Annotated in this window: 32 protein-coding genes, 1 tRNA gene and 1 pseudogene; 19 read left to right on the top strand and 15 right to left on the bottom strand. The window is 66.1% G+C overall.

Annotation, left to right across the window (positions count from 1 at the left end):
* Positions 1 to 30: 30 nt before the first annotated feature.
* From PT015_RS12735 to PT015_RS12720, 4 genes are all read left to right on the top strand, one after another.
* Positions 31 to 1,503, top strand: a complete 1,473-nt coding sequence (locus PT015_RS12735; RefSeq protein ID WP_285184872.1) for a S1C family serine protease — start codon at positions 31 to 33, stop codon at positions 1,501 to 1,503.
* 47 nt (positions 1,504 to 1,550) lie between these two features.
* Positions 1,551 to 2,036, top strand: coding sequence for a MogA/MoaB family molybdenum cofactor biosynthesis protein (locus PT015_RS12730; protein ID WP_285184870.1), 486 nt, complete (start codon positions 1,551 to 1,553; stop codon positions 2,034 to 2,036).
* Between the two features lie 8 nt (positions 2,037 to 2,044).
* Positions 2,045 to 2,173 (top strand): hypothetical protein, encoded by a 129-nt coding sequence (locus tag PT015_RS12725; RefSeq protein WP_285184868.1) that lies wholly within the window; start codon positions 2,045 to 2,047, stop codon positions 2,171 to 2,173.
* A 131-nt stretch (positions 2,174 to 2,304) separates the two neighbouring features.
* Positions 2,305 to 2,706 carry an MscL family protein gene (locus tag PT015_RS12720; RefSeq protein ID WP_285184866.1) on the top strand — a complete coding sequence of 134 codons (402 nt, stop codon included), beginning with the start codon at positions 2,305 to 2,307 and terminating at the stop codon, positions 2,704 to 2,706.
* Positions 2,707 to 2,715: 9 nt separating this feature from the next.
* Here PT015_RS12720 and PT015_RS12715 read toward each other — a convergent pair whose 3' ends face one another.
* The 6 genes from PT015_RS12715 to PT015_RS12690 all read right to left on the bottom strand — a co-directional run bounded on the left by PT015_RS12715 (position 2,716) and on the right by PT015_RS12690 (position 8,367).
* A complete protein-coding gene (locus tag PT015_RS12715; protein WP_285184865.1) occupies positions 2,716 to 3,372 on the bottom strand; it encodes an SAF domain-containing protein in 657 nt (218 codons plus the stop codon).
* A gap of 65 nt (positions 3,373 to 3,437) precedes the next feature.
* The gene (locus tag PT015_RS12710; RefSeq protein WP_285184864.1) at positions 3,438 to 3,821 is read right to left on the bottom strand and encodes an FmdB family zinc ribbon protein; all 384 of its coding nucleotides are present in this window, start codon (positions 3,819 to 3,821) and stop codon (positions 3,438 to 3,440) included.
* 72 nt (positions 3,822 to 3,893) lie between these two features.
* Positions 3,894 to 6,728 (bottom strand): MMPL/RND family transporter, encoded by a 2,835-nt coding sequence (locus PT015_RS12705; protein ID WP_390887798.1) that lies wholly within the window; start codon positions 6,726 to 6,728, stop codon positions 3,894 to 3,896.
* Between the two features lie 410 nt (positions 6,729 to 7,138).
* Positions 7,139 to 7,576: a VOC family protein gene (locus tag PT015_RS12700; protein WP_285184862.1), complete on the bottom strand. Its 438-nt coding sequence runs from the start codon at positions 7,574 to 7,576 to the stop codon at positions 7,139 to 7,141.
* A gap of 25 nt (positions 7,577 to 7,601) precedes the next feature.
* The gene (locus PT015_RS12695; protein ID WP_285184861.1) at positions 7,602 to 7,919 is read right to left on the bottom strand and encodes a hypothetical protein; all 318 of its coding nucleotides are present in this window, start codon (positions 7,917 to 7,919) and stop codon (positions 7,602 to 7,604) included.
* 73 nt (positions 7,920 to 7,992) lie between these two features.
* Positions 7,993 to 8,367, bottom strand: a complete 375-nt coding sequence (locus PT015_RS12690) for a DoxX family protein (protein ID WP_285184859.1) — start codon at positions 8,365 to 8,367, stop codon at positions 7,993 to 7,995.
* 88 nt (positions 8,368 to 8,455) lie between these two features.
* Here PT015_RS12690 and PT015_RS12685 point away from each other — a divergent pair, with 88 nt between their 5' ends.
* Together PT015_RS12685 and PT015_RS12680 are read left to right on the top strand one after the other, a co-directional pair.
* Positions 8,456 to 8,926: a MarR family winged helix-turn-helix transcriptional regulator gene (locus PT015_RS12685; protein WP_285184858.1), complete on the top strand. Its 471-nt coding sequence runs from the start codon at positions 8,456 to 8,458 to the stop codon at positions 8,924 to 8,926.
* A gap of 30 nt (positions 8,927 to 8,956) precedes the next feature.
* A complete protein-coding gene (locus PT015_RS12680) occupies positions 8,957 to 9,622 on the top strand; it encodes an HNH endonuclease family protein (RefSeq protein ID WP_285184857.1) in 666 nt (221 codons plus the stop codon).
* Between the two features lie 7 nt (positions 9,623 to 9,629).
* On the opposite strand, the gene PT015_RS12675 is transcribed toward PT015_RS12680, so the two are convergent.
* Positions 9,630 to 10,670 carry a PE-PPE domain-containing protein gene (locus tag PT015_RS12675; RefSeq protein WP_285184856.1) on the bottom strand — a complete coding sequence of 347 codons (1,041 nt, stop codon included), beginning with the start codon at positions 10,668 to 10,670 and terminating at the stop codon, positions 9,630 to 9,632.
* A 330-nt stretch (positions 10,671 to 11,000) separates the two neighbouring features.
* Entirely contained in the window at positions 11,001 to 11,588 is a 588-nt protein-coding gene (locus PT015_RS12670) for a 5-formyltetrahydrofolate cyclo-ligase (protein ID WP_285184855.1), read from the bottom strand.
* A 24-nt stretch (positions 11,589 to 11,612) separates the two neighbouring features.
* On the opposite strand from PT015_RS12670, the gene PT015_RS12665 reads away from it, so the two are divergent.
* The 5 genes from PT015_RS12665 to PT015_RS12645 all read left to right on the top strand — a co-directional run bounded on the left by PT015_RS12665 (position 11,613) and on the right by PT015_RS12645 (position 15,704).
* Positions 11,613 to 12,521 (top strand): UTP--glucose-1-phosphate uridylyltransferase, encoded by a 909-nt coding sequence (locus PT015_RS12665; protein WP_285184853.1) that lies wholly within the window; start codon positions 11,613 to 11,615, stop codon positions 12,519 to 12,521.
* A 24-nt stretch (positions 12,522 to 12,545) separates the two neighbouring features.
* Positions 12,546 to 13,829 (top strand): molybdotransferase-like divisome protein Glp, encoded by a 1,284-nt coding sequence (glp, locus tag PT015_RS12660; RefSeq protein WP_285184852.1) that lies wholly within the window; start codon positions 12,546 to 12,548, stop codon positions 13,827 to 13,829.
* A 12-nt stretch (positions 13,830 to 13,841) separates the two neighbouring features.
* Positions 13,842 to 14,495, top strand: coding sequence for a GNAT family N-acetyltransferase (locus PT015_RS12655; protein WP_285184851.1), 654 nt, complete (start codon positions 13,842 to 13,844; stop codon positions 14,493 to 14,495).
* Between the two features lie 120 nt (positions 14,496 to 14,615).
* A complete protein-coding gene (sepX, locus tag PT015_RS12650) occupies positions 14,616 to 15,584 on the top strand; it encodes a divisome protein SepX/GlpR (RefSeq protein WP_285184850.1) in 969 nt (322 codons plus the stop codon).
* 47 nt (positions 15,585 to 15,631) lie between these two features.
* A tRNA-Ala gene (locus tag PT015_RS12645) sits at positions 15,632 to 15,704 on the top strand.
* 87 nt (positions 15,705 to 15,791) lie between these two features.
* On the opposite strand, the gene PT015_RS12640 is transcribed toward PT015_RS12645, so the two are convergent.
* The gene (locus PT015_RS12640) at positions 15,792 to 16,151 is read right to left on the bottom strand and encodes an Rv2640c family ArsR-like transcriptional regulator (RefSeq protein WP_285184848.1); all 360 of its coding nucleotides are present in this window, start codon (positions 16,149 to 16,151) and stop codon (positions 15,792 to 15,794) included.
* A 97-nt stretch (positions 16,152 to 16,248) separates the two neighbouring features.
* Between PT015_RS12640 and PT015_RS12635 the strand changes: the two genes are divergently transcribed.
* On the top strand, positions 16,249 to 16,695 hold the full coding sequence (locus tag PT015_RS12635; protein ID WP_285184846.1) for an ArsI/CadI family heavy metal resistance metalloenzyme: 447 nt from the start codon (positions 16,249 to 16,251) through the stop codon (positions 16,693 to 16,695).
* Positions 16,659 to 17,777 (top strand): annotated as a pseudogene (arsB, locus tag PT015_RS12630) (ACR3 family arsenite efflux transporter); the annotation flags it as partial. The gene PT015_RS12635 and the pseudogene arsB, both read left to right, overlap by 37 nt.
* Before the next feature lie 131 nt (positions 17,778 to 17,908).
* Here arsB and PT015_RS12625 read toward each other — a convergent pair.
* Genes PT015_RS12625 through phoU form a run of 4 tightly spaced genes read right to left on the bottom strand, consistent with a single transcriptional unit; the run spans position 17,909 to position 20,002 of the window.
* The gene (locus PT015_RS12625; RefSeq protein ID WP_285191086.1) at positions 17,909 to 18,523 is read right to left on the bottom strand and encodes a maleylpyruvate isomerase family mycothiol-dependent enzyme; all 615 of its coding nucleotides are present in this window, start codon (positions 18,521 to 18,523) and stop codon (positions 17,909 to 17,911) included.
* Between the two features lie 20 nt (positions 18,524 to 18,543).
* Positions 18,544 to 19,011, bottom strand: coding sequence for an SRPBCC family protein (locus PT015_RS12620; protein WP_285184845.1), 468 nt, complete (start codon positions 19,009 to 19,011; stop codon positions 18,544 to 18,546).
* Positions 19,008 to 19,325 (bottom strand): ArsR/SmtB family transcription factor, encoded by a 318-nt coding sequence (locus tag PT015_RS12615; RefSeq protein ID WP_285184844.1) that lies wholly within the window; start codon positions 19,323 to 19,325, stop codon positions 19,008 to 19,010. Before PT015_RS12615 ends, PT015_RS12620 begins: the two co-directional genes overlap by 4 nt.
* 29 nt (positions 19,326 to 19,354) lie before the next feature.
* On the bottom strand, positions 19,355 to 20,002 hold the full coding sequence (gene phoU / locus PT015_RS12610; RefSeq protein WP_285184842.1) for a phosphate signaling complex protein PhoU: 648 nt from the start codon (positions 20,000 to 20,002) through the stop codon (positions 19,355 to 19,357).
* A gap of 147 nt (positions 20,003 to 20,149) precedes the next feature.
* Here phoU and PT015_RS12605 point away from each other — a divergent pair, with 147 nt between their 5' ends.
* The 3 genes from PT015_RS12605 (at position 20,150) to PT015_RS12595 (ending at position 21,263) form a co-directional block, all read left to right on the top strand.
* Positions 20,150 to 20,458, top strand: coding sequence for a DUF3349 domain-containing protein (locus PT015_RS12605; RefSeq protein ID WP_285184841.1), 309 nt, complete (start codon positions 20,150 to 20,152; stop codon positions 20,456 to 20,458).
* A gap of 6 nt (positions 20,459 to 20,464) precedes the next feature.
* Entirely contained in the window at positions 20,465 to 20,752 is a 288-nt protein-coding gene (locus tag PT015_RS12600; protein ID WP_285184840.1) for a hypothetical protein, read from the top strand.
* A 148-nt stretch (positions 20,753 to 20,900) separates the two neighbouring features.
* Complete coding sequence (locus PT015_RS12595) at positions 20,901 to 21,263, top strand: PAS domain-containing protein (protein WP_285184839.1); 363 nt, start codon at positions 20,901 to 20,903, stop codon at positions 21,261 to 21,263.
* A gap of 6 nt (positions 21,264 to 21,269) precedes the next feature.
* Here PT015_RS12595 and PT015_RS12590 read toward each other — a convergent pair whose 3' ends face one another.
* Positions 21,270 to 21,935, bottom strand: a complete 666-nt coding sequence (locus tag PT015_RS12590) for a TetR family transcriptional regulator (protein ID WP_285184838.1) — start codon at positions 21,933 to 21,935, stop codon at positions 21,270 to 21,272.
* Between the two features lie 18 nt (positions 21,936 to 21,953).
* A complete protein-coding gene (locus PT015_RS12585) occupies positions 21,954 to 23,834 on the bottom strand; it encodes a bifunctional diguanylate cyclase/phosphodiesterase (RefSeq protein WP_285184836.1) in 1,881 nt (626 codons plus the stop codon).
* Positions 23,835 to 24,034: 200 nt separating this feature from the next.
* Here PT015_RS12585 and PT015_RS12580 point away from each other — a divergent pair, with 200 nt between their 5' ends.
* Genes PT015_RS12580 through PT015_RS12570 form a run of 3 tightly spaced genes read left to right on the top strand, consistent with a single transcriptional unit; the run spans position 24,035 to position 26,890 of the window.
* Positions 24,035 to 24,730 (top strand): TetR/AcrR family transcriptional regulator, encoded by a 696-nt coding sequence (locus PT015_RS12580; protein WP_285184834.1) that lies wholly within the window; start codon positions 24,035 to 24,037, stop codon positions 24,728 to 24,730.
* Positions 24,723 to 25,934: a cytochrome P450 gene (locus PT015_RS12575; protein WP_285184832.1), complete on the top strand. Its 1,212-nt coding sequence runs from the start codon at positions 24,723 to 24,725 to the stop codon at positions 25,932 to 25,934. Before PT015_RS12580 ends, PT015_RS12575 begins: the two co-directional genes overlap by 8 nt.
* Complete coding sequence (locus PT015_RS12570; RefSeq protein WP_390887797.1) at positions 25,928 to 26,890, top strand: SDR family oxidoreductase; 963 nt, start codon at positions 25,928 to 25,930, stop codon at positions 26,888 to 26,890. The genes PT015_RS12575 and PT015_RS12570 overlap by 7 nt, the downstream gene beginning before the upstream one ends.
* Position 26,891: the final 1 nt, after the last annotated feature.

Genomic DNA, 26,891 nt, shown 5'->3' with positions numbered 1-26,891 from the left:
CGACGGCACAAGAGAGAGTGACCTAGCGACATGACGAATCACCCGAGGTATTCGCCACCGCCGCAGCAGCCCGGATACCGTCCGGTGTCCGATCAGCGTGGGGCCACAAGCCATTCGGCTTATGGACAGCAGCAAACCTACCCGCAGGGTTACGAGTGGCGGCAGGGCGCGCACCAGCCCCAGCAGCCGCAGTTCCGGCAGCCGTACGGTCCGTTCGCCGGTCAGGGCGGACACTCCGCCGGTGGCCCGCCGCCGCAGCTCCCCGCACCCCGAAAGCGTTCTCGCGCAGGCGCTTTGACGGTCGGTGCCATCGCGGTTGCCGTCGTCTCCGCCGGCATCGGCGGGGCCGCCGCGTCGGTCGTCGCGCACCACGGCACGCTCGCCTCCGTCGCCGACGGCGCGATGCCCGGCGGTGCCACCCCCGGCATGCCGGCCTCCAACGCGCCGCTCGGCAGCGTCGAGCAGGTCGCCGCCAAGGTGGTGCCCAGCGTCGTCATGCTCGAGACGAACATCGGCCGGGCGTCCGAAGAGGGCTCCGGCATCATCCTGTCCTCGGACGGCTTGATCCTGACCAACAATCACGTCGTCGCCACCGCGGCCGGGAAGGCGCCGCCCCCCGGCGGCGGTCCGCACCAGCGCCCGAACCCCGAGCACCAGGGTCCCGGCCCCGACGACGACCCGGGCGCCCCGGGCCTGGACCCCGACCAGCCCGCCCCCGACCCGGGCCCGCGCGGCGGCAAGCCGAAGACCACGGTGACGTTCTCCGACGGCCGCACCGCGGAATTCACCGTCGTCGGCGCCGACCCCACCACCGACATCGCGGTGGTGCGCGTTCAGGGCATGTCCAACCTGACCCCGATCAGCATCGGCTCGTCGGCCAACCTGCACGTCGGCCAGCCGGTCATGGCGGTCGGTTCGCCGCTCGGCCTGTCCGGCACGGTCACCACCGGCATCGTCAGCGCGCTCAACCGCCCGGTGTCGACCACCGGCGAGACCGGCAACCAGAACACCGTGCTGGACGCCATCCAGACCGACGCCGCGATCAACCCGGGCAACTCCGGCGGCGCGCTGGTCAACATGAGCGGCCAGCTGGTCGGCGTCAACTCCGCGATCGCCACCCTCGGTGGTGACTCGCCGGACGCGCAGAGCGGCTCGATCGGACTCGGGTTCGCGATCCCGGTCGACCAGGCCAAGCGCATCGCCGACGAGCTGATCAGCTCGGGCACCGCGTCGCACGCCTCGCTGGGCGTGCAGGTGACCAACGACAAGGAGACCCCCGGCGCCAAGGTCGTCGAGGTGGTGCCCAACGGCGCCGCCGCAGCCGCCGGCCTGCCCGGCGGGGTGGTCGTGACCAAGGTCGACGACCGCACGGTCAACAGCGCCGACGCGCTGGTCGCCGCCGTCCGCTCGAAGGCACCCGGCGACAAGGTGATGCTGACGATCAAGGATCCGTCCGGCGAGACCAAGAAGATCCAGGTCACGCTCGGCAAGGCGCAACAGTGACCAGAGCCGCCGCGCCACGGTCGGACGCCAGATATACGGTTGCAGCCATGGAACAGGGCGCCGAAATGATCGGCCGGGCACTCGTCGTCGTTGTCGATGATCACGGCGACGAGGACCACAGCGGTCCGTTGGTCACCGAACTGCTGAGCGAAGCGGGATTCGTGGTGGACGGCGTGATCGCCGTCGCCGCCGACGAGGTGGAAATCCGCAACGCGCTCAACACCGCGGTCATCGGGGGAGTGGACCTGGTCGTGTCGGTGGGCGGCACCGGGGTGACGCCCCGGGACGTCACCCCCGAGGCGACGCTGGACATCCTCGACCGCCTGGTGGCCGGCATCGCCGAGGCCATCCGCGGCTCCGGTCTGTCCGCGGGCATCATCGAGGCGGGCCTGTCCCGCGGGCTGGCCGGCATCTCGGGCAGCACGCTGGTGGTCAACCTCGCCGGTTCGCGGCAGGCGGTCCGCGATGGAATGGCGACGCTCAACCCACTGGCGGCCCAGATCATCGGGCAGCTTTCCAGCCTGGAGATCTGACGCCCGGCATGTCCGGCCCCATCGGCGACGACCACGAATGGCAGTCGTCGTCCGACGAGCGTGACCCGGACGCCAGCCGGGAGGACGCAGAGCGCGACCAGTGGCTGCGCGACAACGTGCCGCCACATCACGGCTGACTAATTCGCCGCAAATGGCGCGAATGTCGTTGAGCAGTCTTAACGTCAATTCAGGGTGATCTTGAGTTGCCCTGTCGATTCCTGCTCACGAAAGGTTGGCTCGGGTGTTAAAGGGTTTCAAGAATTTCGTCATGCGTGAGGACGTCATTACCGTTGCGGTCGGTTTGGTTGTGGCCTTGGCCTTTTCGGATCTGGTCAAGGTGTTCACCGCAAGCATCATCAACCCGTTGGTGGCGGCCGCCCAGCCGGATACCGCGCTCGGGCTCGGCGTGCAGCTGGGTAAGGAAGGCAATGAGAAGACCTTCCTCGACTTCGGCACCCTGATCGGCGGGTTCATCTACTTCCTGGTATTCATGGCCACCGTCTATTTCGCGATCGTGGTGCCCTATCGGCAGATCCAGAAGCGCCGCGGCGTAACGGTTTTCGGCGAGGCGCCGGCGACCAAGGCGTGCGGGGAATGCTGTTCGGACATCCCCGAGGCCGCACACAAGTGCAAGTTCTGCGCCAGCGAGCAGTCCGCGCCGGCCGCCTGACCGCGGCGCTCAGTGCAGGGTGAGGGTGACGGTCGCGACCAGTGCCGCGCCGGCCACCGCGGTGGCTGACACGGCCGGCAGCGCGACCAACACCACCCGGTCGTTGCCCGCGCTCTGAGCCTTCGGTTTCGCCGACACCGAGACGACGATCGCGTTGGTCGCGACCACGTGCGGACTCGCCTGGGTGCTGCCCTCGGCGGCCGCGACGATGTCGACGACGTCGCCCGGTCGCACCAGATCGATCAGCGCGCCGTCGGACGGATGCACCGGCACGATGCGCGCGTCGGGGCCGGCGGCGGATTCCGCGAGGCGACGGCCGAGCAGTCGCACGTCGGTGAGTACCTCCCCGCGTCGGGCCGGACCAGCCAGCGTGCCACCGATGACCGCGCCCACATCCGTTGCTGAACCGTCCGGAACCGTTAGCGCCGAATGGGTTTCGAGCCGCACGTCGTCGGCGGTCAACTCGGCGCCGGGGCCCAGGTCCCGCGCGGCCACCACCACCTGCATACGGCCGTCGTCGGGATCGGGTCGCCACGCGGCGACAGCGGCCAGCAACACCAGACCGGCCGCGGCGAGCCGCCGGGCCCGGATGGTGCGTGACCAGTCGGGCCGCAGCCACTGCGAAAAGCGGTCCGGCAGCGAAGGATTCAGCGGGTGACTGCCCACGCGCCCACCGTAGGCGCCGCGAGACGAGGCATGCGACCGCCGATGGGCCGCCTGTGGATAACCGGCTAGCTGGACGTGGTGGCCGGTGACTTCGAGGACGATGACGAGGACGAAGAGCCGGAGGACGACTTCGACGAATCGCCCGACGAGCTCGACTTCTCGGACGCGGAGGAGCTGGAGCTCTCGGAGCTCGAGCCGGAACTATCAGAGCTGGACTTGGAACCCTCGGAGCTAGCGCTCGAAGACGAGCCCCCGCCGGTGTTCTTGGACGCCTCGCGGCTGTCGTTGCGGTAGAAGCCGCTGCCCTTGAAGACGACGCCGACGTTGCCGAACAGCTTGCGTAACCGGCCCGAGCACTTCTCGCACGTGGTCAGCGCGTCGTCGCTGAAAGCCTGGACCACATCGAAGCGATCACCGCACTCGGTACACGCGTAGCTGTAAGTCGGCACCCATACCTCCAAGATGGTCTAAACGCTTAGCACTCTACAGTCTTAAGTGCTAAAACCGCCACGTGGCGTGTGTCATTCCCGCTGCCGTCCGAGAATCAATTCGCGCACCGCGACGCGGGTTCCGTACGGCTGCAGCATCGTGCTGGCCGGGCGCAGACGCACCCGTTGCGGCCACCAGAACCACCGGCCCAGCAGCGTCGCCACCGAGGGCGTCATGAACGACCGCACGATCAGGGTGTCGAACAGCAGGCCCAGCGCGATCGTCGTCCCCACCTGGGACATGACGCGCAGCGGGCTGAACGCGAAGCTCGCCATGGTCGCTGCGAAGACCAGGCCGGCTGACGTCACCACTGAGCCCGAACCGGCCATGGCGCGGATCGTCCCCGTCTTCAGACCGGCGTGGATCTCCTCCTTGAACCGGGATATCAGCAGCAGGTTGTAGTCCGACCCGACGGCCATGAGCAGGATGACCGCCATCGCCAGCACCATCCAGTGCAATTTGATGCCCAAGATGTACTGCCACAAGAGCACCGAGAGGCCGAACGAGGCGCCCAGCGAGAGCAGTACCGTGCCGACGATGACGACGGCCGCGACCACGCTTCGGGTGATGATCAGCATGATGACGAAAATCAATGCGGCGGCGGCGATTCCGGCGATCAGCAGGTCGATGTTGGATCCGTCGTGCATGTCCTTGTACGTGGCCGCGGTGCCACCGAGGTAGATTTTGGATCCTTCCCACGGGGTGCCCTTGATCGCCTCGTGCACGGCCTGCTTGATCGGCGCGATGTGGCTGATGCCCTCCGGGGTGGCCGGGTTGCCCTCGTGGGAGATGATCAATCGAACCGCATGCCCGTTCGGTGAGATGAACTGCTCGAGACCGCGCGCGAAATCCGGGCTCTGAAACGCTTCGGGCGGCAGGTAGAACGTGTCGTCGTTCTTGGCCTTGTCGAATGCGTCGCTCTGGGCGGTGGCGTTGTCGGACTGCGCTTTGGCCTGGTCGTTGAGACCCTTGGTGGTCGCGTAGGTCGACATGATCGTGTCGAGGTTGCGCTGTTGGCTCTCGAGCTGCGGCGGGATCAGTGCTACGAGCTCGGGCTGGATGCGGTCCAATTGATCGAGGTTTGCGCTGAGGTCTTGAATATCTTCGGCCAGCTGATCGGTGCCGTCTAGTGCGTTGAAGATCGATCGCAAGGTCCAGCAGAGCGGGATGTCGTAGCAGTGCTTCTCGAAGTAGAAGTAGCTACGGATCGGCCGGTAGAAGTCATCGAAGTTGGCGATGTCATCGCGCAGCGCCGCGGTGATTTCGACCGTCTCCCTGGTGAGCTTGGTCGTTTCGTGCGTGATGTCGCTGGTCTGCTGCTGGAGTGCCATCTGCTGCCGCAAATTGTCGATGCCGGTGCGAATTTCCGCTACCTGGTTCAGCAGGTATTTGGCCTGCTCCTCCTGGTAGTGCTGGGTCTGGATGCGGCCTGCGGCTTGGGCGCCCATCTGGAAGCCGAGCGTGCTGTGGTCCAGCGGGGTGCCCAGCGGCCGGGTGATGGTCTGTACCCGGCCGATGCCGGGGATGTGGAAGACCGCCTTGGCGACCTTGTCCAGCACGATGAAGTCGGCCGGGTTACGCAGGTCGTGATCGGTCTCGATCATCAACAACTCGGGATTGAGCCGGGCCTGGTCGAAGTGCCGGTCGGCCGCGGCGTAGCCGACGTTGGCCGGAGTGTCCGGCGGCAGGAAGTGCCGGCTGTCGTAGTCCGTCTCGTAGCCAGGCAGGGCGAGCAGACCGACCAGCGCGATCGCGATCGTCACCGCGAAAACCGGTGCGGGCCAGCGCACGATGGCGGTGCCGATCCGCCGCCAGCCCTGGGTCTGCAGCTTGCGCTTGGGGTCCATCAGTTTGAAGAATGAGGCGATCGTCAGTACGGCGGGACCCAAGGTCAGCGCCGCGAAGACCGCGACCAACATGCCGACCGCACAGGGCACACCCAGTGACTGGAAATAGGGCAGGCGGCAGAAACTCAGGCAGTACATCGCGCCGGCGATGGTCAGGCCCGAGCCCAGCACGACGTGGGCCGTGCTGTGGAACATCGTGTAGAACGCTTCTTCGCGCGTCTCGCCCAGACCGCGGGCCTCGTGGTAGCGGCCGACGATGAAGATCGCGTAGTCGGTTCCGGCGGCAATCGCCAACAGCACCAGCATGTTAACGGCGAAGGTTGTGAGTCCCATGACGCCGTAGTTGCCCAGCGTTGCGACCATGCCCCGGGCCGCGGCCAGCTCGATGAAGACCGTCACCAACATGATGAGAACGGTGCTGACCGATCGGTATACGAACAGCAGCATGATCAGGATGACAAGGACGGTGACGGCGGTGACCTGTGCGACGCCCTTGTCACCCGCGTTGTTCTCGTCGGCGAACAACGGACCTTCACCGGTGACGTAGGCCTTGATCCCGGGCGGCTGGGGCACCGATGCCACGATCTCGCGGACGGCCTCGGTGGATTCCCCGGATAGGCCGCTGCCCAGGTCTCCGGCGAGGTACACCTGGACGTAGGCGGCCTTCTGATCGTGGCTCTGCGAGCCCGCCGCAGTCAGCGGATCGCTCCAGAAATCCTGGATGTGCTGGACGTGCTTCGTGTCGCGCTCGAGGCGCCGGACGATCTCGTCGTAGTACTCGTGGGCGGCCGCGCCCAGTGGCTTGTCGCCCTCGAGCAGCACCATCGCCGAGCTGTCGGAGTCGAACTCTTTGAATGTCTTCCCAATCCGCATCATCGATTGGTACGAGACCGCGTCCTCCGGACTTTCCGAGACAGCGTGAATCTTGGACACAACCTCCAGCTGCGGGGCAACGGTATTGGTGACGAACACTATTCCCAGCCACACCAGCACAATTGGCAGCGCCAATCGGTGGATCATCCGCGGTAAGAACGGTGGGATCAGCGGTTGATCGACAGTCGGCGGAGCCTGAGTGGCCTCATTCAGGCGGTCGGATTCAGACAATGGACCGAGCACTCATGTCGTCGCCACCATCACTGTTGGTCACCAGTCCACCTCGAAGATGAGCGTCCGCAAGCCAAATCTCGCGCGTCGCTAGCAAGAAATATCGTTTTCAGATGACGCGAGGACCCTACAGCCGCACGCTCTGGCTTGAGGCCAATACATGGTCTTCATACCAACCGCACCGCTACCTGTGGGCACCTCGCTCGCTGTCGCGAGCGACAAGTCAATCAGGTTCGCGCGCTGGCGCGTGGGACGGCTTCACAAGCGTCTCAACAACATTAGCGCCGGCCGAATCGCGGAGAAGCTCGAGTAAGGCGATTTGGCCGTCAATCCGACGGCAGCGCCTCGGCGAGCATCACGAGGATGCCACTCGGGCCACGGATGTACGTCAGCTTGAAGGCGTCCTCGTAGGTCGCGACGCCACGCAGCGGGTGGCAGCCGTGCCGCGCGGCGATAGCCAGGGCTTCGTCGATGTCGTCGACGGCGAACGCGATCCGGTGCATCCCAATGTGGTTGGGGGCGGTGGGTTCCGACTCGATCGCCGCCGGATGGATGTACTCGAAGAGTTCGATGCGGCCTTGGCCGTCGGGGGTCTCGAGCATCGCGATGTTGGCGTGGTTGCCGTCGAGCCCGACAGCGGTGTCGGTCCACTCACCGCGGACGGTGTCGCGGCCGACGACCGTGAGGCCGAGGTCGGTGAAGAAGGCGATGGTGGCATCCAAGTCGCGCACCGCGATGCCGACGTTCTCCAGTCTGATGGCCACCGACCGGATGCTACCGAGTCGAGTGTCAGGGGCACATGAACTGCCACGGCTGGCACACGAAGGTGCCCGGGGGCAGTGGTCCCTCGGCGTAACCGCCGTTTTCGCTTCCGGAGATCTGGTGAAACTCGTGACACACGTTCATGTCCCACGACTTCGCCAGTTCTCGCGCCTGCGAGTACACCGGATCGCCTGGGCACCAGTTGCCGTGGCACACCGGATCGCAGCGCACGTCGGCGTGCGCCTCACCGGTGGCCAGGCCGAAAATCCATAAGGAGGCGACCGCGCCGAAGATCGGCAGCAAAGCCCAAGCCGCGGCGCGCCTCACGTTTTCGATACCAACCATGATTGCCAGTGAAGTCCCGGTGAGTTCTCTGCGACCGGGATTTCACTAGCTCATAGGGTTTTCATGTGTTAGCTCAGAACGCGTACGGACCGAACCGCTGCACCGCGACGAACACCGCGACAGCAAGCAGCACAGCGGGCGCGACGAGCCCGGACCATTCTTTGCGTTGCACGTGAACGACGATCGCCCCGACCATGACGAGGGCGAGGCATGCGGCGGCGACCGGAACGAGCACCGGCGCGATGTGCACCAGTCCCGGCACGACCACCCCGATAGCGCCGGCCACCTCGGCCGCGCCGAGTGACTTCAGAAAGGCCGGCGAGACCTCCGAGGCAAAGCCCATGCCCTTCTCGGCCAGGGTCTTGCCGTCGAACGACAGCTTCATCAGGCCGGCCCCCGCGAAGGCCAGCGCGAGCACACCTTGGCAAATCCACAACGCGAGATTCATGACGAGCCTTTCGTTCCACCATTGAGTTGACGCTTCAACCGAAGCTAACAGCGGTGACTTGAAGCGTCAAGTGAGCTAGGGTGACGTCGTGCCCGACCAACCGCGGTGGCTGAACGATGCCGAACGCCACACCTGGATGGAGTTGGTACGCGTCATGACCCGCCTGCCGGCCGCGCTGGACACGCAGTTGCGGCGCGATTCGAAACTGACGCAGTACGAATACCTCGTGCTGGGAGTGCTCGCCGAGCAGCCGGACCACCGGCTGGGCATGAAAGCGCTTGCGGCAGTGACGAATGGCTCGCTGTCGCGTCTCTCGCATGTGGTGAAGCGTCTCGAGGCGGCCGGCTGCTTGCGCCGCGACACCGATCCTTGCGACGGGCGACTCACCCGAGCGGAGTTGACCCCCAAAGGTTTACGGATCGTCCGCGCGGCCGCCCCGGGCCACGTTGCTGCGGTGCGCCAACACGTCTTCGGCAACCTGTCGAAGAAGGAAGTGTCGCAGCTGGGGGACCTCCTTGGGCGGATCGCTCAGGAGTGCAACGTCGACGCGGACGGCTGATCCGCAGTGGGAGGCCGATTCAGGAATGCGGTGGCGGTCGGCATCCTCGCCGCGGTCGCCGGGGCAGTCCTCTGGCAGTACCACCGGGGCTCGCATCCGGATGCCGGCCCGTCGCCGACGGCCACTCCGGACTATGACGTGGCGCGCGCGCAACTGGAAGCGCTGCCCGTGCACGGCTGGGACCGGGTGAGCGACTTTCAGCGCTTCCGGTTCGGCGAGGCGTGGAGCGACGACGTGAACGTCGAATTCGGCCACAACGGCTGCAACACCCGCGACGACATCCTGCGTCGTGATTTGGCCGACCTGCAGGTGCGGCCGGGCACCTGCTTTGCCCAGAGCGGTGTGCTGCACGACCCGTACGCCGGGGCGACCATTGACTTCGTCCGCGGTCCCGACACCTCGTCGGCTGTGCAGATCGACCACGTCGTCTCGCTGTCGGACGCCTGGTACAAGGGGGCGCGGGTGTGGGACGACCAGCGCCGCCGCGACTTCGCCAACGATCCGCGCAACCTGCTGGCGGTCGGGGGAAACATCAACTTCGACAAGGCTTTTCGCGATATCGGGTCCTGGCTGCCACCCAACGCCGCGTTCCGCTGCGCGTTTGTGGCCCGCGCCGTCGAGGTGAAGACGGTCTACCGGCTCTGGGTGTCCGCCAACGAGAAGGACGCCATGCGACGGGTGCTGCGGGACTGCTAGCCCGGGTCTAGTAGAAATCGGGGTCGAAGAGGGCTGCGATCGTCCCCAGCAGCGCGGTGAAGACCCCGCTGTCGGCATTCCCATTCGTGAACAGGCTCAGCAGCGCATCTGGACTGTCGGCGAGGGTGATGGTCGTGATGGTGCCATCGACCGTCGGCACGCCCGCAGCAATATCCTCCGGCGTCAGTCCGAGGTATTCGACGTGATTGGTGAAGAAGGCGATCAGGCCATTGCCGAGCGCGCCGAGGTAATTGCCGGGCTGGCTGATGAGGGTCTCGTCCCAGACGTCCTGCCAGGCGGCGACGCCGTCGCCCTCGATCGTGTAAATGGTGGTGTCGTACAGATCGTTGGGGGTCAGACCGACGAGCTCGCCACCGGGGAGGAACTGAGTCTGGCCGGTGATCGTGAAGAGGGAGGTGGTGAACTCTTCGCCGCTCGACCCGCCACCGAAAAGCTGCACGAGGTCGGCGTAGATGTTCGGGGCTATCCCCGCTTCGGTGCTTGGGTTGCCGATGAAGACGAATTTCAGTGCGTCCAACGGTATTCCGTTGCCCTCGTCGTAGAGCGTCTCGTACGCCGCGGACAGCGCCATGGCGCTCTGCGAGTACGCGAAGACCGTCAGCGGATTGTCGGAGTCGAACCCGCCCTCGGCGTAGGAGTTCTCCACCGCATCGATGAAGATGTCCCGGCCCATCAGGGCGCTCGGGCCGAATTGGAGCAAGTTGGGAGTGGTCAGCACCTGCAGCGCTGTGTCACACGGCGCGTCGACTCCTGCGATGTTGCAGATGGTCAACGAGTTCGCCGCGGGGCCGGCGAAATCGAGTGGGTTCAGAAAGAGTCGCTCCGCGTTTCCGACGAAGGCGAGCGACGGCGTCGGCTGAAAAGTGCCGCCGAGGAACATCGCGGTCGTGCTCTCTGCCAGAGCCCCGGCGGACGGGACTATCAGCGCGTCCGCGGTGTCGGCGTGGGCCGGTGCGGGAATTAGCAGAGCGGATGCACCCAGCACGCCGGCGGCGACACCAACGCCTGCAAAGAATCGTTGCTTCATTCGGACTGCGCTCCACTCATTCGCGTGCGTTTATGTTGCGCTCAGGTTTACCTCAGTCAAAATTCAAGATGCAAGGGTAAGCCGCGCAGAAATGTGCAGGCGCAAAGTGCGGCATGCGCAATAAATGAGCAGAGTTTGCCAGTACCACCGCTCCTAACAGCCAAAATGGCCTCACGCAGCGGCATTCTTCCGATCTTTTTGAGATGAGCGACGACCAACTGTTACTCAGTTTAAAAGCAGGCAAAGTTCATGTTGAAAACATATTTGTCGTGCGAAAGTGCGCAGCGACTGTCGGGAATGCGCCGTGAATTCGATGCAAGCGAGCATTGGTCAGCTCGGAAGCCCGACCAGACCCAACCCGGGCGTCAGCGCGTGGGTCACCGGCACGTCGTGTGGCTCGTGCGGCACCTCGTCGAGCAGTTCCTCGTCACGGATTACCGCTATCAGCCGGGACGACGGATCTCGTAACGCCAGCGTTCGGTCGTAGAAGCCGCGGCCACGGCCCAGTCGAGCGCCCGAATGGTCGACGGCCAACGCCGGCAACACCACGACCGCCGCATCGGCGATCGTCGACGCCGGCAGATGCGGCCCGGGTGGCTCGAGCAGCCCGAACCTTGCCGTCACCAGCTCCCCGGGTCGGTACTCACCCCACTGCAACGCCACGGAGTCGTCGGCGGCGGTGGTGCGGGCGACCGGCAGCAGCACCCGGTCGGCGCGGCCCAGCAGCGCGTCGAGCATTGCCATCGACCCCGGTTCCGCGCCGACGGGCACGTAGGCACAGACCGTACCGCCGCGAATGTCCAGTCCGGCAACGTGATCGAGCAACGCGGTGGCCTGCCGCGCCCGGTCGTCGTCGGGCACCGCTCGACGGGCTGCGAGCAGCCGTTCCCGCAACGCGGCCTTGCCCTCGGTCGCCACGTGGTCAACGATATGGTTTCAACGATGGCAACCTCACCCAATTCGGTTCCGCGCACCGCGATCGTGCCCGCGGCCGGTTTGGGCACCCGGTTCCTGCCCGCCACCAAAACCGTGCCCAAGGAGCTGTTGCCGGTCGTCGACACCCCCGGCATCGAGCTGGTGGCGGCCGAGGCGGCCGGGGCCGGCGCCGAGCGGCTGGTGATCATCACCTCCGAGGGCAAGGACGGCGTCGTCGCGCATTTCGTCGAAGACCTCGTGCTGGAGAGCACCCTGGAGGCCCGCGGCAAGAAGGCCATGCTGGCCAAGGTGCGCCGCGCGCCCGGCCTGATCAAGGTCGAATCGGTCGTGCAGACCGAGCCACTGGGCCTGGGCCACGCCATCAGCTGCGTGGAGCCGGTGCTGTGGGAGGACGAGGACGCGGTCGCGATCCTGCTGCCCGACGATCTGGTGCTGCCGACCGGCGTGCTGGAGACCATGTCGAAGGTGCGCGCCGACTACGGCGGTTCGGTGCTGTGCGCGATCGAGGTGTCGCCCGAGGAAATCAGTGCCTACGGCGTGTTCGACGTCGAGCCGGTGGCCGGGGCCGGCAAGGACGTGCTCAAGGTCAAGGGCATGGTGGAGAAGCCGCGGACCGAGGACGCGCCCTCGCTCTACGCCGCGGCCGGTCGCTACGTGCTGGATCGCGCCATTTTCGAAGCGCTGCAACGCATTCAGCGCGGCGTCGGCGGCGAGATGCAGCTGACCGACGCCATCGACCTGCTGATCGCCGAGGGCCACCCCGTGCATGTCGTCGTGCACCGCGGCTCCCGACACGACTTGGGAAATCCCGGCGGCTACCTCAAGGCTGCGGTTGACTTTGCCTTGGACCGTGACGACTACGGGCCAGATCTACGGCGTTGGCTGGTGACTCGATTGGGTCTGGCCGGGGACTAGGCGCCGACCAACGGAAGAGGCGCTGTGCGTTCGGTAGAAGAGCAACAAGCCCGGGTGACGGCCGCCGCGGTGGCGCCGCGGCCGGTGCGGGTCGCGATCGCCGAAGCCCAGGGCCTGCTGTGCGCCGAAGAGGTCGTCACCGAACGCCCGCTGCCCGGCTTCGACCAGGCCGCCATCGACGGCTACGCCGTGCGCAGCGTCGACGTGCTCGGGGTGGGGGAGCCAGACCCGACTGATGAGCACGACGGCGACGAGGCGGAGGTGCCGACTCAGGGGGGCGTGACGCTGCCGGTGATGGGCAGTGTCCAGGCCGGCGCTCGGACGCCCAGCCGACTGCAACCCGGCCAGGCGGCGCGCGTTCAGACTGGGGCGCCGCTGCCGACACTGGCCGACGCGGTGCTGCCGCTGCGCTGGACCGACGGCGGGCAGGCTCGGGTCAGGGTGCTGCGCGGTGTGCGGTCGGGCGCCTACGTCCGACGGACCGGTGACGACGTGCAACCCGGCGACGTGGCCGTGCGGTCCGGAACGATCATCGGCGCGGCCCAGGTCGGGCTGCTGGCCGCGGTGGGACGCGAACGGGTGCTCGTGCATCCGCGCCCGCGGGTGTCGATCCTGGCGGTCGGCGGCGAGCTGGTCGACATCTCCCGCACGCCGGGCAACGGCCAGGTGTACGACGTCAATTCCTACGCGCTGGCCGCAGCGGCGCGCGATGCCGGCGCCGAGGTCAATCGTGTCGGCATCGTCGGCAACGACGCCCGCGATCTCGGGGAAGTCGTTGAGGGGCAAGTGAATCGGGCCGAGATCGTGGTGATCGCCGGCGCGGTCGGCGGCGCGGCGGCCGAGTCGGTGCGGTCGGTGCTCGCCAAGCTCGGCGAGATGGAGGTCACCCGGGTCGCGATGCATCCCGGTTCGGTGCAGGGTTTCGGCCAGCTGGGCCGCGACGGGGTGCCGACGTTCCTGTTGCCAGCCAACCCGGTCAGCGCGCTGGTGGTGTTCGAGGTGATGGTCCGGCCGCTGATCCGGTTGTCGCTGGGCAAGCGGCAGCCGATGCGCCGGGCGGTGCAGGCTCGCACGCTGTCGCCGATCACCTCGGTGGCCGGCCGCAAGGGCTTCCTGCGCGGCCAGCTGATGCGCGACCAGGACACCGGCGAATACCTCGTGCAGGCGCTCGGCGGGGCGCCGGGCGCCTCGTCGCATTTGCTGGCGACGCTGGCGGAGGCAAACTGTCTGGTCGTGGTTCCCCGTGAGGCTGAGCAGATCCGCACCGGCGAGATCGTCGAAGTCGCGTTCCTGGCGCAGCGTGGCTGAGCGAACCGGCTCGTGAATATCTGGGGTAGTGATTCCCAGCACCCCGGCTGGCCGGGCTCGGTGGGCCCGCTGCGGGTGGACGCCGGGGTGGTCCGGCTGCGTCCGGTGCGGCTCCGCGATGCCGGGCAGTGGAGCCGGGCCAGGCTGGCCGACCGTACCCAGCTGGAGCCGTACGAGCCCGGCACCGAGTCAGATTGGATTGCGCGACACTCGATGTCGGCGTGGCCGACGGTGTGCGCGAGCCTCAGGTCCGAGGCCCGCAAGGGTCGCATGCTGCCGTATGTGATCGAGGTCGACGGCCAGTTCGCCGGGCAGCTGACGATCGGCAACGTCACCCACGGCGCGCTGCGGTCGGCGTGGATCGGCTACTGGGTATGCAGTTCGATGACCGGCCGCGGCGTCGCGACCGGTGCCCTGGCGCTGGGCCTCGATCACTGTTTCGGCCCGGTCCGGCTACACCGGGTCGAGGCCACCGTCCGGCCGGAGAATGCGGCCAGCAGGGCGGTGTTGGCAAAGGTCGGGTTCCGCGACGAGGGACTGCTCAAGCGCTACCTCCACGTCGACGGCGACTGGCGCGACCACCTGCTGGTCGGCCTCACGATCGAAGAGGTCTACGGGTCGGTGGTGTCGGCCCTGGTGCGCGAGGGTCATGCCCGCTGGGCCTGACTGATTTAGTCCGTCAATAACTCGCGGCGTGTCGTGTTACAAACGTGACTTTTGTGACTAATGATGCTTTGCAGAGGCGTCGTCAACTGATCGCGCCAGGCGGGGAAAGGAGCGGGTCGCATGCCAAGCATCCCGCAATCGTTGCTGTGGATCTCACTCGTAGTGCTCTGGCTCTTCGTGCTGGTCCCCATGCTGGTCAGCAAGCGCGACGCGGTGCGACGCACCAGCGATGTCGCGCTGGCGACCCGCGTGCTCAACAACAGCACCGCTGCCCGGCTCATCCGGCGCGGCAAGCCGGCCGCCGGACACCGCAGCGACCCCGACTGGCAGCCCGCACCGGACGAGGCCGAATACGACGACGACCTGGACGACGACGAGGATGAGGCCGACGACTCTCCGCCGTCGCGCGTCATGGCCACCGTCGCCGCCCCGCTTCCGGTCGAGGAGGCCGACCCCGACTCGGCGGCGCTCCCGGTCGCGAACGCCGACGACCAACCTGGCGACGACGCCGACACCGATGTGAACCTCGCCGTCGAGTACGACGACGAGGGCGAGGCCTTCGACGACGAGAACACCTACGAGTACATCGACGACACCTCCGGCATCCCGATCGCCGACGACACCCCGATGGTCGCGTCCCCATCCTTCGACCGGCGGCACCGCTTCGACGTCGACAAGGCCGCCGCCGTCAGCGCCCGTAAATACGCGGCCCGCAAGCGGGTGCTGCTGCTGATGGCCGCGACGCTGGTGGCCTCGGCGACGACGGCCTTCCTGTTGACCACGGCCGCGTGGGGCTTCTTCGGCGTGATCGCCACGGCGACCGTGGTGTACCTGGGTTACTTGCGCAAGCAGACCCGCATCGAGGAGCAGGTGCGCCGGCGCCGGACGCAGCGGATGGCCCGCTCGCAACTCGGCGTGGAGAACACCTACGACCGCGAGTACGACGTGGTCCCGTCGCGGCTGCGTCGGCCCGGATCGGTCGTCCTGGAGATCGACGACGAAGACCCGATCTTCGAACACCTCGACTACGCGCCGTACGCGCGGGAGTACACCTGGGACCGCGACCTGCCCCGGGCGGTCGGGCAGTAGCTGGTTCGGCGACGCCCACCGCGGCTGGTAGCCTGATCTACCGGTCAGGGGCTATAGCGCAGTTGGTAGCGCGTCTCGTTCGCATCGAGAAGGTCAGGGGTTCGATTCCCCTTAGCTCCACAGAGTTTGAGCAGGTCAGGGCCGTCACTTTGGGTGATGGCTGAGATCAGCGGTATCCGCAGCCCGACGATGTTGCAGACGGATACGTCAGCGGCAGCAATTCGGATCAAGCACCGAACACAGCGCGACCAGCGATTCACTATGGGCGCGGTGATAGACGTTCATACCGCGCCGTTCTGACACGACAAACCCCGCACGGCGCAACTGCGACAGGTGATGGCTGACCGTTGATTCGCTGAGCTCGACCGCCCTCGCGAGGTCGCAACTGCACTCCTCGCCCGCGCTGCTGCCGAACAGGAGCGACATCAGCTTGACGCGGACCGGATCAGCTAAAGCCTTGAGGCGCAACGCGATTTCCAACGCTGCGTCATCATCGACGGGACCAGCTGCCACCGGTGAGCAGCACACCGGGGCGGTGACGTCGACTTCGGGCAGTGTCTTGGGCACCCACCCATCGTGCCACACCTTATTGACAAATATCGAAGAGGTGGCAGGATCGGCGCGGTAAGTAGTTCGACATATGCCGTAGAGGTACGGAGGACAGGTGTTCCGAGCTCAACTCGCGCTCAACGTCGACGACCTTGACGAAGCAATCACGTTCTACTCCAAGCTGTTCAACACGACACCGGCCAAAGTGAAACCCGGCTACGCCAACTTCGCCGTCACCGAACCGCCCCTCAAGTTGGTACTCATCGAAAACCCCGGCCGCGGCGGCAGTCTCAACCACTTGGGCATCGAGGTCGAGTCCAGCGACACCGTCCACCGGGAGATCGCCCGCCTATCCGGAGAGGGCATGTTCACCGACGAAGAGATCGGCACCACCTGCTGCTTCGCCACCCAGGACAAGGTGTGGGTCACCGGCCCCGCAGGGGAACGATGGGAGGTCTACACGGTGCTGGCCGACGCCGACACCTTCGGCACCGAACCCCCTACCGCCGACGCCGACGGCTGCCGCTGCCGCGGAACCGGCGAAGCAGGAGGCACACAGTGACGCAGACGGCGCAGCATGAAGACTCCGGTGTCGTACAACAGCTTTCACCGCTCGACCGCTTCCTACCAGTCTGGATCGGATCGGCCATGGTCGCCGGACTACTCCTGGGCCGATTCGTTCCGGGACTGAATACCGACATCAATCACGTTCAGGTGGACGGAATTTCACTGCCGATCGCGCTGGGGCTGCTGGTCATGATGTACCCGGTCTTGGCCAAAGTCCGCTACGACCGCCTCGACACCGTCACCGGCGACCGCCGACTGCTGCTGAGTTCCCTACTGCTGAACTGGATACTCGGCCCCGCCCTGATGTTCACCCTGGCATGGCTCTTACTGCCCGACCTGCCTGAGTACCGCACCGGCCTCATCATCGTCGGCCTGGCCCGCTGCATCGCCATGGTCGTCATCTGGAATGACCTCGCCTGCGGCGACCGCGAAGCCGCTGCGGTCCTGGTCGTGCTGAACTCGGTCTTTCAAGTCGTCATGTTCGCCGTACTTGGTTGGTTCTATCTATCCGTCCTCCCCCGCTGGATAGGTTTGCCGCAGACCACCATCAGCACCTCGCCGTGGCAGATCGCCAAGTCCGTGCTGATCTTTCTGGGCATCCCACTTATCGCCGGATACCTGTCACGACGGCTCGGCGAAAGAGCAAAGGGCCGAAGCTGGTACGAGAACACGCTGCTACCCAAAATCGGCCCATGGGCGCTCTACGGGCTGCTGTTCACCATCGTCATCCTGTTCGCCCTTCAAGGCGGCCAGATCATGAGCCGGCCACTCGACGTTGCCCGTATCGCCCTGCCCTTGCTGGCGTACTTCGCGATCATGTGGGGTGGTGGCTACGCCCTGGGCGCAACTCTCGGCCTGGGATATCCACGCACGACCACGCTGGCATTTACCGCTGCTGGCAACAACTTCGAACTCGCCATCGCCGTCGCCATCGCCACTTACGGGGCCACCTCCGGCCAAGCACTCGCGGGTGTTGTCGGCCCACTCATCGAAGTTCCGGTACTCGTCGCTCTGGTCTACGTGTCTCTGTTCCTACGCAACCGATTTCGCACCTCACCCCGCGACCACACGACAGAAAGCATCAAGCGATGAGTGACGCGAGACCCGCCGTTCTTTCCTCTGCACCCGCCGATCTCACATGGACATGGGCTTCTTCAGCACTTTGCCGCTGGCCGAGCGAATCGCAGTTTCACGCCGATTCGCGAGCGCTACGAGCGAACAGTGATGCGTCCCGCAAGCGTCGCGACGCCGGCGCCGGACAATTGGGCAACCGCATCGGGCCGGCCCGTCATCGCCATCAGCAACGCCTCGGCCGGCCCGGTGACTTCCGGGCCGTCGCCGTGCTGCCAGTCGATGTCGTTGGCCGCCACGCGAAGTCCCCTGATTCGACGGCCGGCACCAAGGCGGGGGTTACCCGGCACCAGCGGTAGTACCCGCTCCAGGCGCTCCGCGGGCACGGCTCGCGAACGGCCGAGCGCCCGCCGGATGTCCTGATGATGGACCGTGCCATCGACCAAACCGATCATGCCGCCGAACGCGGCCGTCAGGCCCCGCGGATGTAGATGCTCGCGCAAGAAGTTCACCAACTCGTAGGGGGACAACGGCGCGAACTCGCGTACACCCACCTCGTTGGCGCGCACGACCCGCCCTTTCGCGAAACGCTTAGCCAGCCCAAACGCCGACAATTCCTCGTAGCTGACTACATGTGCGACAACGTCTTTCACGGTCCATCTCGCGCAGAGGCTCGGCGCTTGCCACTCCTGCGGGGTCAGCGTCGCGAGAAAGTCGGCGAGGTCGACGCGCTCCTCGTAGGCCAGGGTCATCAACGCCTTCTCGTCGGCGCTCACCGCGCGACCGCCAGTTCGGAGAAGCGGGAGAGGTATAGCTGCCACCCGCGTTCGCCGCCAATCCCGTCGGCGACGGACCGCCAGCCGTCACCGTGGCGCTCGAGATGCCGGTGCTCCAGAGCGACCCGTGTTCGGGCGTCGGACTCGGCGGTGAACCGCACCTCCACCTCGCTGGTCTTGGCCGGGTCGGGTTCCAACTGCCAGGTCGGTCCGATGTCCCAGGAGAAGACCAGCCGGTCCGGTGGCTCATAGGCGAGCACACGCGACCACCTGCACTCGCTGCCGTCGACACCGACGTCGTAAATGTGGCCGCCCACATGCTGCTCGAAGATGGTGCGGGCGATCGGGACTGCGAGCAGGTTGTGTTCGCGCGGTTTGATCGCGTCGAAGCGTTCGACGAAGAGCGCGAAAGCCCGCTCGATGCCGAGGTTGACGACGAGCGTGTGCCGGACCGGTTCGATCATGGATGCTGCCCTTCTTCTTCGGCCAGGGTCTGGTATGCCGTTAATGCCCTGCCCCAGAACACATCTAGCTCGGATCGCAAAGCTTCGAGGCCGCTCGGGTTCACGTGGTAAAGCCGCCGAGTGCCGGCGGCGCGGTCTGAGACGAGACCCGCGCGTTTCAGGACGCCGAGGTGTTGGGAGACGGCGGGCCGACTCACCGGTAGGTCACGGGCGAGGTCGCCCACCGCCTTAGGGCCGTCGGCCAGGCGTTTGAAGATCGTTCGTCGGGTGCCGTCGGCCAGCGCGGCCCACGGATCGACAGTGTCGGTCGGCATTGCATCGGTAAGTCTACACTTACGGATGACTATTGTTCGACGGTTCCGCCCGTCGTCTCGAAGACCACGCGGCGGCCGATCTCGACGGCGTGGTCGGCGAAGCGTTCGTAGAACCGGCCGAGCAGGGTGATGTCGACGGCGGCGGCTACGCCGTGCTTCCACTCGGTGTCCATCAACACGTTGAACAACTGCTGGTGCAGCCGATCCATCGCGTCGTCCTCGCTACTGATGTCGGCCGCTCGCTGCGAATCCTTGGACACCACAACGGCTTTGGCACTTTCACCGAGTTCGACCGCCACGCGTCCCATCTCCTCGAAGTGGCTCCGTACCTCTTCGGGCAGCACGTGGTTGGGGTGGCGGCGGCGCGCAATCTTCGCCACGTGCAGTGCGAGACCGCCCATCCGCTCGGCGTCGGCCACGTTCTGCAGCGAGCCGACCACCAAGCGCAGGTCGCCGGCCACCGGCGACTGCAGCGCGAGCAGCACGAAAGCAGTCTCCTCGGCCTTCCTCTGCAGCTCCACGATGCGCTCGTGCTCGCCGATCACCTGCTCGGCGATCGCCAGATCCGCTTCCAGGAGCGCGCGGGTGGCAAGATCCATCGCCACCCCGGCGAGACCGCACATGTTGCTGAGCGTGTCCGTCAGCGCGTCGAGTTGCTCGTGAAACGCCGTCCGCATCGCCTGACCCTTACCGAGACGCGTCCAAGCGCATCCACGTCGATGAACTTGGCATGAATCCTATCTTTACTGATCATCATCGTCGTTGCCTCGGGAACCGTCGAGGGTCAGTGTTGAGCCAGGACGACGAACGTCAGGGGGTCGACCATGCCGCTGTCGAGGTTGCTCGCGCGGATCGTCGCCTACCTGCGAGCGGGCTACCCCGACGGCGTCCCGTCCAACGATTACGTGCCGCTGTTGGCTCTGCTGCGCCGGCGACTGTCCGACGACGAGGTGCTCGAGGTCGCCACGGAGTTGATGGCTACCGCACCCACCCCGATCGAGGGCGCCGACGTGCGCGTTGCCATCACCAAATTGATCGACGACCTGCCGTCGTCGGAGGACACCGAGCGGGTCGAGCGGCGATTGGTGGCGGCCGGCTGGCCGGTCACCGACGCCCAGGGCTTTCTGGGGTGAGTGGCGGTGGCGGCGACGAATTCGAGCGACGATCCATTGGCGGGCAACGTGATTCCGCTGACCCGTCGTTCTGAGGGGGCGCAGGCTCAGCTGTTCGCGAAGCTACTGCGCCGCGACATCGAGACGATGAAGCGGAAGGTTGCCAAGGCCGAGTCGGCGTGGGAACGGCGCTGCGAAGCCGATGGGTATGTCGATCCGCCGAAGCGCCTGGTGGTGGTGCGCGAACGTCTGACCGAAGCGCGACGGATGCTCAGCGCGCTCAACGCCCGATTTCCACGCAGTGGCGGCGGTTGAACCGATTCCGGCGCCCATATCCAAGACACATGGGTTGCAGATTTCGACAGATTTCGCTGATTGAGATCAAGCGCACCTTTCGCGGGTCCGAATGCACCATAATCAGCGCGTGGAGCGACGACGCAATGGCCAGACGGGCCTTTCGCCGATGGCAACCCTGAAACAGTTGCCCGCCCTGGTCGTGCTGGAGCGCATTCCGATTCCGGTGCTGGCGATCGCCAATGACGGAGCACTGGTCTTCGCCAATTCGGCGTTCTCCGAAATGGTCGGTCGCTCCCGCGACGACGTTCTACTGCTGAAATTCGATGAGATTTTCCATCTGCCGCTCACGACCGGATCGGCCGTGGCGATGGTGCAATCGCTGGCCAATGAGGTCGTCGAATTGGCACATCAGGACGGGTCGAGCGTGCACGCATTGATGAGCAAGTCGGCGCTGATTCGTGCCGACGATGATATCGCGCTCGCGACATTCCACGATTTGACCGAGCAGCTGTGGCTCGACGAGCGCTAGCCGCCCTCAGGGCGTTGGCGAAACGGCCTTGATCGCCAGCGCCGTGCGGCGCTTCAGGAATTGCCCGAAGTAATCGATCTTGTCCGGTTGCACGATTCCCCGCAGAACCGTCGACAGCGCCTTCTCGTAGTCGCCGAGCAGCACGACCGGGTCGTCGAGGTGGCTGGCCTGACGCATCCCCATGTAGATCGAGACCAGCAGCCGGCCGATGTCCTCGGGGTCGCCGCGGTCGATGATGTCGCCCTCACGGACCCCGCGCCCGGCAATCTCCCCGAGCAGCTGAATCCAGCCCCCCAGCAGCCGCTCCTGGAGCTTTTCCGTGCGGCCGACGGACTCGAGCAGGTTGAACGCCGCACGTGTCACGTTTTCGGTGATGTCGGCCATGGCGATCAGATACGAGACGTCGATCAACGTCTCCAGGCCCGACAACTTACGAGTGAGCAATTCCTTCACCGCGACGCCCGACTTCGCGGTCTGCTCGTCGACGATCGCGAGCGCCAACGCGTGTTTGGAGCGGAAGTGGAAATACATCGCGCCCTTGGTCAACTGCGCCTCGGCCAGAATGTCGTCGAGGCCGACGGCGTAATAGGGGCGCTGGGCGAATTGGTGCGCCGCGGCACGCAGAATCTGCTCGCGGGTCGTGTCCGAGCGCTTGTCGCTTACTTCGTTCATGTTGTCAGATCGTTTTTCTCAGATCGTGGTCGAAGACAGAGCCTGGCTGTCCGCCAGGAATGGCATCGGCATCCAACGTGTCGAGAGTAGCGATTCCATGGCCTGACCGGGGAGAGGACGCGATAATAAGTATCCTTGGGCTCGATGGCACCCATGCCGCATCAGCGTCAGAGCGGCCGCTGGAGTCTCCACCCCTTCGGCCACTAACTGCAGGTCAAAGGCCTCGGCGAGGCCGATAATCGCCCTTACGATGGCCAAATCCCGGCTGCTGGTGCCTAAATCTCGAACAAAAGATGTGTCAATCTTGAGAATGTCGACCGGCAGCGACTTGAGGTGCGACAGCACTGCGTAGCCGGTTCCGAAGTCGTCGATGGCGATTTGGACCCCGACTTCTTTGAGCGCTTCCAGGGTCTTGCGGGTGGTGTCGATGTCGCGAACCACCGCCCGCTCAGTGATTTCCAGGCACACCGAGCCGCCGTCGATGCCGAATTCGTCGATGGTCTCGGCGACGCTGCTGACGAAGCCCCGGTTGACCAGCTGTGCCGGCGACACATTCAGCCGCAGGGTGGTGTCTCGCCCGACGCCGCGCGAACGCCAGCGACTGAATTCCGCCATCGCGGTGCGCATCACCCATAGACCCAGATCGCCGCCCAGGTTGGCGGACTCGACGATGCCGATGAACGACTCCGGCAGCAGCAGCCCCCAGGTCGGATGCCGCCATCGGACCAGCGCCTCGACGGCCACGATTGCGCCGGTCCACAGGTCGACCTCGGGCAGGTAGTGCAGGAGCAGCGCGTCGCTGTCGATATCGCCGCGCAGGTGCATCTCGATGTCGTTGCGGAACAGGCGCTGCAGCGACATGTCGTCATTGGAGGTCGCGACGTTGTTGCCGCCGGCCCGTTTGGCGCTCAACACGGCCTCGTCCGCGCGGTGCAACAGGTCGCTGGTGTTGTCGCGGCCCGGTGTGCCGACCGCGACGCCGATGCTGACCGTCCGGGTGATCATGTGGCCGCCCAGGGCCATCCGATCGCGCAGTGCCGCGCAGAGTTCGTCGGCCGTCTTCTCCGCCGCCTCCAACGACATCGAGCGGTCGGGGACGACGACGAACTCGTCGCCGCCGAGGCGGGCGGTCATGCTCTTGACGCCGGCCTTCATCCGAAGCTGCTCGGCGAACGTGCGGATGTACCAATCGCCGGCCGTGTGGCCGAGATAGTCGTTGATCGACTTCAGCCGGTCGAGGTCCAGGTACAACACCGGGACCGGGCCCGGCTGGCCGGCGGCGAGGCGCTCGGACAGATGGGCCATCAGCGCGCGGCGGTTGTGCAGACCGGTCAGATCGTCGCGCTCGGCGAGGTTGCGCAGCTTCGCCTCGGCGGTGATGCGGGCCTGCAGCTGGGCCAACAGCGATGCGACCGTCTGAATTGCGTTGAGCTCCTCGGTTTTCCACTTCTTCTTCTTGAACCGCACGCAGGTGAGCTGCCCGGTGGTGACGCCGCCGGAGATGAGTGGTGCCGCGACGACCGACGGCGAGGTGATCTTCGATGCGTCGAGACCCCAGCGCTCCTGAGCCGCCGCCACCCAGCGCTCGGCGGTGGCCTCGGAAGGCTCCGGCCGGACGATCGTCAACTTCTTGCCGTGCTCGCACAGCGCCAGGACCGGGTCGGCACTGCTGAAGTGGGCGATGGCCGACGGGTCGGGCACCGACCGGTCGCGCCGCGGCGGCCACAGCGCCACCAGCTTGGACACCCTGACCTTGTGGTCGTTGTGCCGCAGGAACGCGCAATCGATGTCGAGATGCTCGACGAGTTCGGCAAGGACCTGCTCGTTGACTTCCGCAACCGTCGACGCCGTCGTCTCCATCAGTCGCGTGGCGACCCGGGTGACGAGATTGCGCGGCAACGTCTCCTCCGATGTGATGCGAAGCTCGGGGTGCCGCGTCGGTTATCCGCGATAGGTTATTGGACGTCTATCAAGTTCGGTATCGAAGTCGGAGCGCAGCAGTTCGCTTGACTATATACGCCGAGCATTCCCGGTGCCGACCAAACGTTTAGTTGGTCTACTGACTGTTAAATAAATTGCTTGATTTAACTCTGGGGCGGGTGTTCACTGGGTCGGTGACCGCCGCCCGAGTCCTGCGTAACGATCGATCCACGGGAACCCGGGAAGTGATCCTCGCGGCGGCCGAGCGATTGTTTGCCGAGCGCGGCATGTACGCGGTATCCAACCGGCAGATCAGCGAGGCGGCCGGCCAAGGCAACAACGCCGCGGCGTGTTACCACTTCGGCACGCGGACCGACCTGTTGCGCGCGATCGAGAGCAAGCACCGCGTGCCGATCGAGGAACTGCGTGCGCAGATGCTCGCCGACGTCTCGAGGTCGAACGAGTTGCGGGACTGGGTGGGCACCCTCGTCCGTCCGCTCACCGATCACCTCGCCGCACTGGGCAATCCGAGTTGGTATGCGCGCTTCGCCGCGCAGGCGATGGCCGATCCGACCTACCGGCAGGTGGTCACCAAAGATGCTCTCGGGTCCGAGGTGCTGGTGCGGGCGATCGACGGCATCAACCGCTGCCTACCCGACCTGCCCAAGCGGGTGCGGTTCGAGCGCATGGTGATGGCCCGAAACCTGTTGATGCACACCTGCGCCGAGCACGAGGGCGAACTCGCCGAACACGGGCCGCGGGCGCGGTCCAGCTGGCCGACCGCGGCCGAGGGGCTGACCGATGCGATCGTCGGCCTGTGGCGCGCGCCGGTGACCGACTTGGGTTCGTCACGTGAGAAGGAGCGGCATGTCTGACACTTTGATCCCGGACTATCCGATGGCCCGCGAGGCGCGCTGCCCGTTGGCCCCCGCGCCAATTGCATTGCAGCTCAACGCCACCAAGCAACTGAGCAGGGTCCGGATCTGGGACGGCAGCACGCCGTGGCTGATCACCGGCTACGAGGCTATCCGCTCGTTGTTCACCGATGCGCGCGCCAGCGTCGACGACCGCAAGCCCGGCTACCCGCACTGGAACGAGGGCATGCAGGCCACCGTCGACAAGCGGCCGCGCTCGGTGTTCACCGCGGATGCCGAGGAGCACACCAGGTTTCGGCGCATGCTGTCCAAGCCGTTCACCTTCAAGCGGGTCGAGGGTCTACGCCCGGCCGTCCAGAAGATCACCGACGACCACGTCGACGCGATCCTGGCCGGCCCGCAGCCCGCCGAGCTGGTCGAGACCTTGGCGCTGCCGGTCCCGTCGCTGGTGATCAGTCAGCTTCTGGGCGTGCCGTATTCGGACGCTGAGTTCTTTCAGCAGCAGGCCAGCCGAGGGATGGGTCGTTACGCCAGCGCCGAGGAGTCGGCCGAAGGCGCCACCGAGCTGGCGCGCTACATCGCCAAGTTGGTGCGCACCCGGATGGAGAACCCGACCGAGGACCTGGTCGGCGATCTCGCCGAGCGGGTCAACGCCGAGGAGCTCAGTGTGCGGGAGGCGGCGCAGCTGGCCACCGGGGTGCTGATTGCCGGGCACGAGACCACGGCCAACATGATCAGCCTGGCGATCGTCGCCCTGCTGGAGCACCCCGACCAGCTGAAGCTGTTGCGTGACACCGACGATCCGAAGGTCGTCGCCACCGCCGTCGAAGAATTGATGCGCTACCTCAGCATCATCCAGACCGGCCAGCGGCGGATCGCGACCGAGGACATCGAACTCGACGGTGAGCTGATCCGGGCCGGCGAGGGCATCATCCTCGACGTCCCGCCGGCGAACTGGGACGCGCGGCGCTACCCCAACCCGGATCAGCTGGATCTGCTGCGCGAGGACAACCCGCACGTCGGCTTCGGTTACGGCCGGCACCAGTGCGTCGGGCAGCAGCTGGCCCGGATGGAGCTGCAGATCGTGCTGCACACGCTGTTTCGCCGCATCCCGACGCTGCGGCTGGCGGCACCGATCGACGAGCTGCCGTTCAAGCACGACGCGCTGGCGTATGGAATTTACGAGCTGCCTGTCACATGGTGAACCGCGGTGCTCTCGCGCTGTCCGTACCCGACCTGTCGGGCCGCCAGGCCGTGGTCACCGGCGCCAACAGCGGCCTGGGTTTCGGCCTGGCGAAGCGGCTCGCGGAGGCGGGCGCCGACGTCGTGCTCGCGATCCGCACCCGGTCCAAGGGCGAAGCCGCCGTGGCCGCGATCCGCGCCGACGTCCCGCACGCCAAGCTGACCATCAGGACGCTGGACCTCGCATCGCTGAAAAGCGTTGCCGCACTGGGCCGTGAGCTGGTCGCCGAAGGCCGGCCGGTCGACATCCTGATCAACAACGCCGGGGTGATGACACCGCCGAAGCGGGAGCAGACCGACGACGGCTTCGAACTGCAGTTCGGTGCCAACCACCTCGGGCACTTCGCCTTGACGGGCCATCTGCTGCCGCTGCTGCGTGCCGCACGGGTCGTGACGGTCAGCAGCCTGGCCGCCGGCCAGCGCAAGGTCGACTTCACCGACGCCAACGCACGCAGCGGGTACCAGCCGATGGGCTCATACGGTATCGCGAAACTCGCGCAGTTGATCTTCGCGCTCGAACTGAATCGTCGTAGCAGTGAGGGCAATTGGGGCGTGCTGTCCAACGCCGCCCACCCCGGGCTGAGCAAGACGAACCTGCTCAGTGGGGCGTCGTACGGCGCGGGAAAGCCGACGCTGTCGGCGCGCCTGGCCCGGCTGTCCTGGCGGCTGATCCCGTTCATGTGGCTCGACGTCGACGAGGGCATCAAGCCCACGCTGTATGCCGCGGCATCACCGGACGCGGAGGGCGGCGCCTACTACGGGCCGCGCGGGCTGTACGAAACCTCCGGCGGTGGAGTCACTTTCGCACGCCTGCCGGCGTTGGCGCGCGACCAAGACGTCGTCGACCGGGTGTGGCGGATGTCCGAAGAGCTCACCGGCGTCACCTATCCGCCCGTAACCGCCAGGCACCGGTACTGAT

Origin of the sequence: Candidatus Mycobacterium wuenschmannii (assembly GCF_030252325.1) — a bacterium.
Lineage (GTDB): Bacteria > Actinomycetota > Actinomycetes > Mycobacteriales > Mycobacteriaceae > Mycobacterium > Mycobacterium wuenschmannii.
The sequence above is the reverse complement of the archived record's forward strand: the minus strand, read 5'-3'. Positions and strand labels throughout refer to the sequence as shown.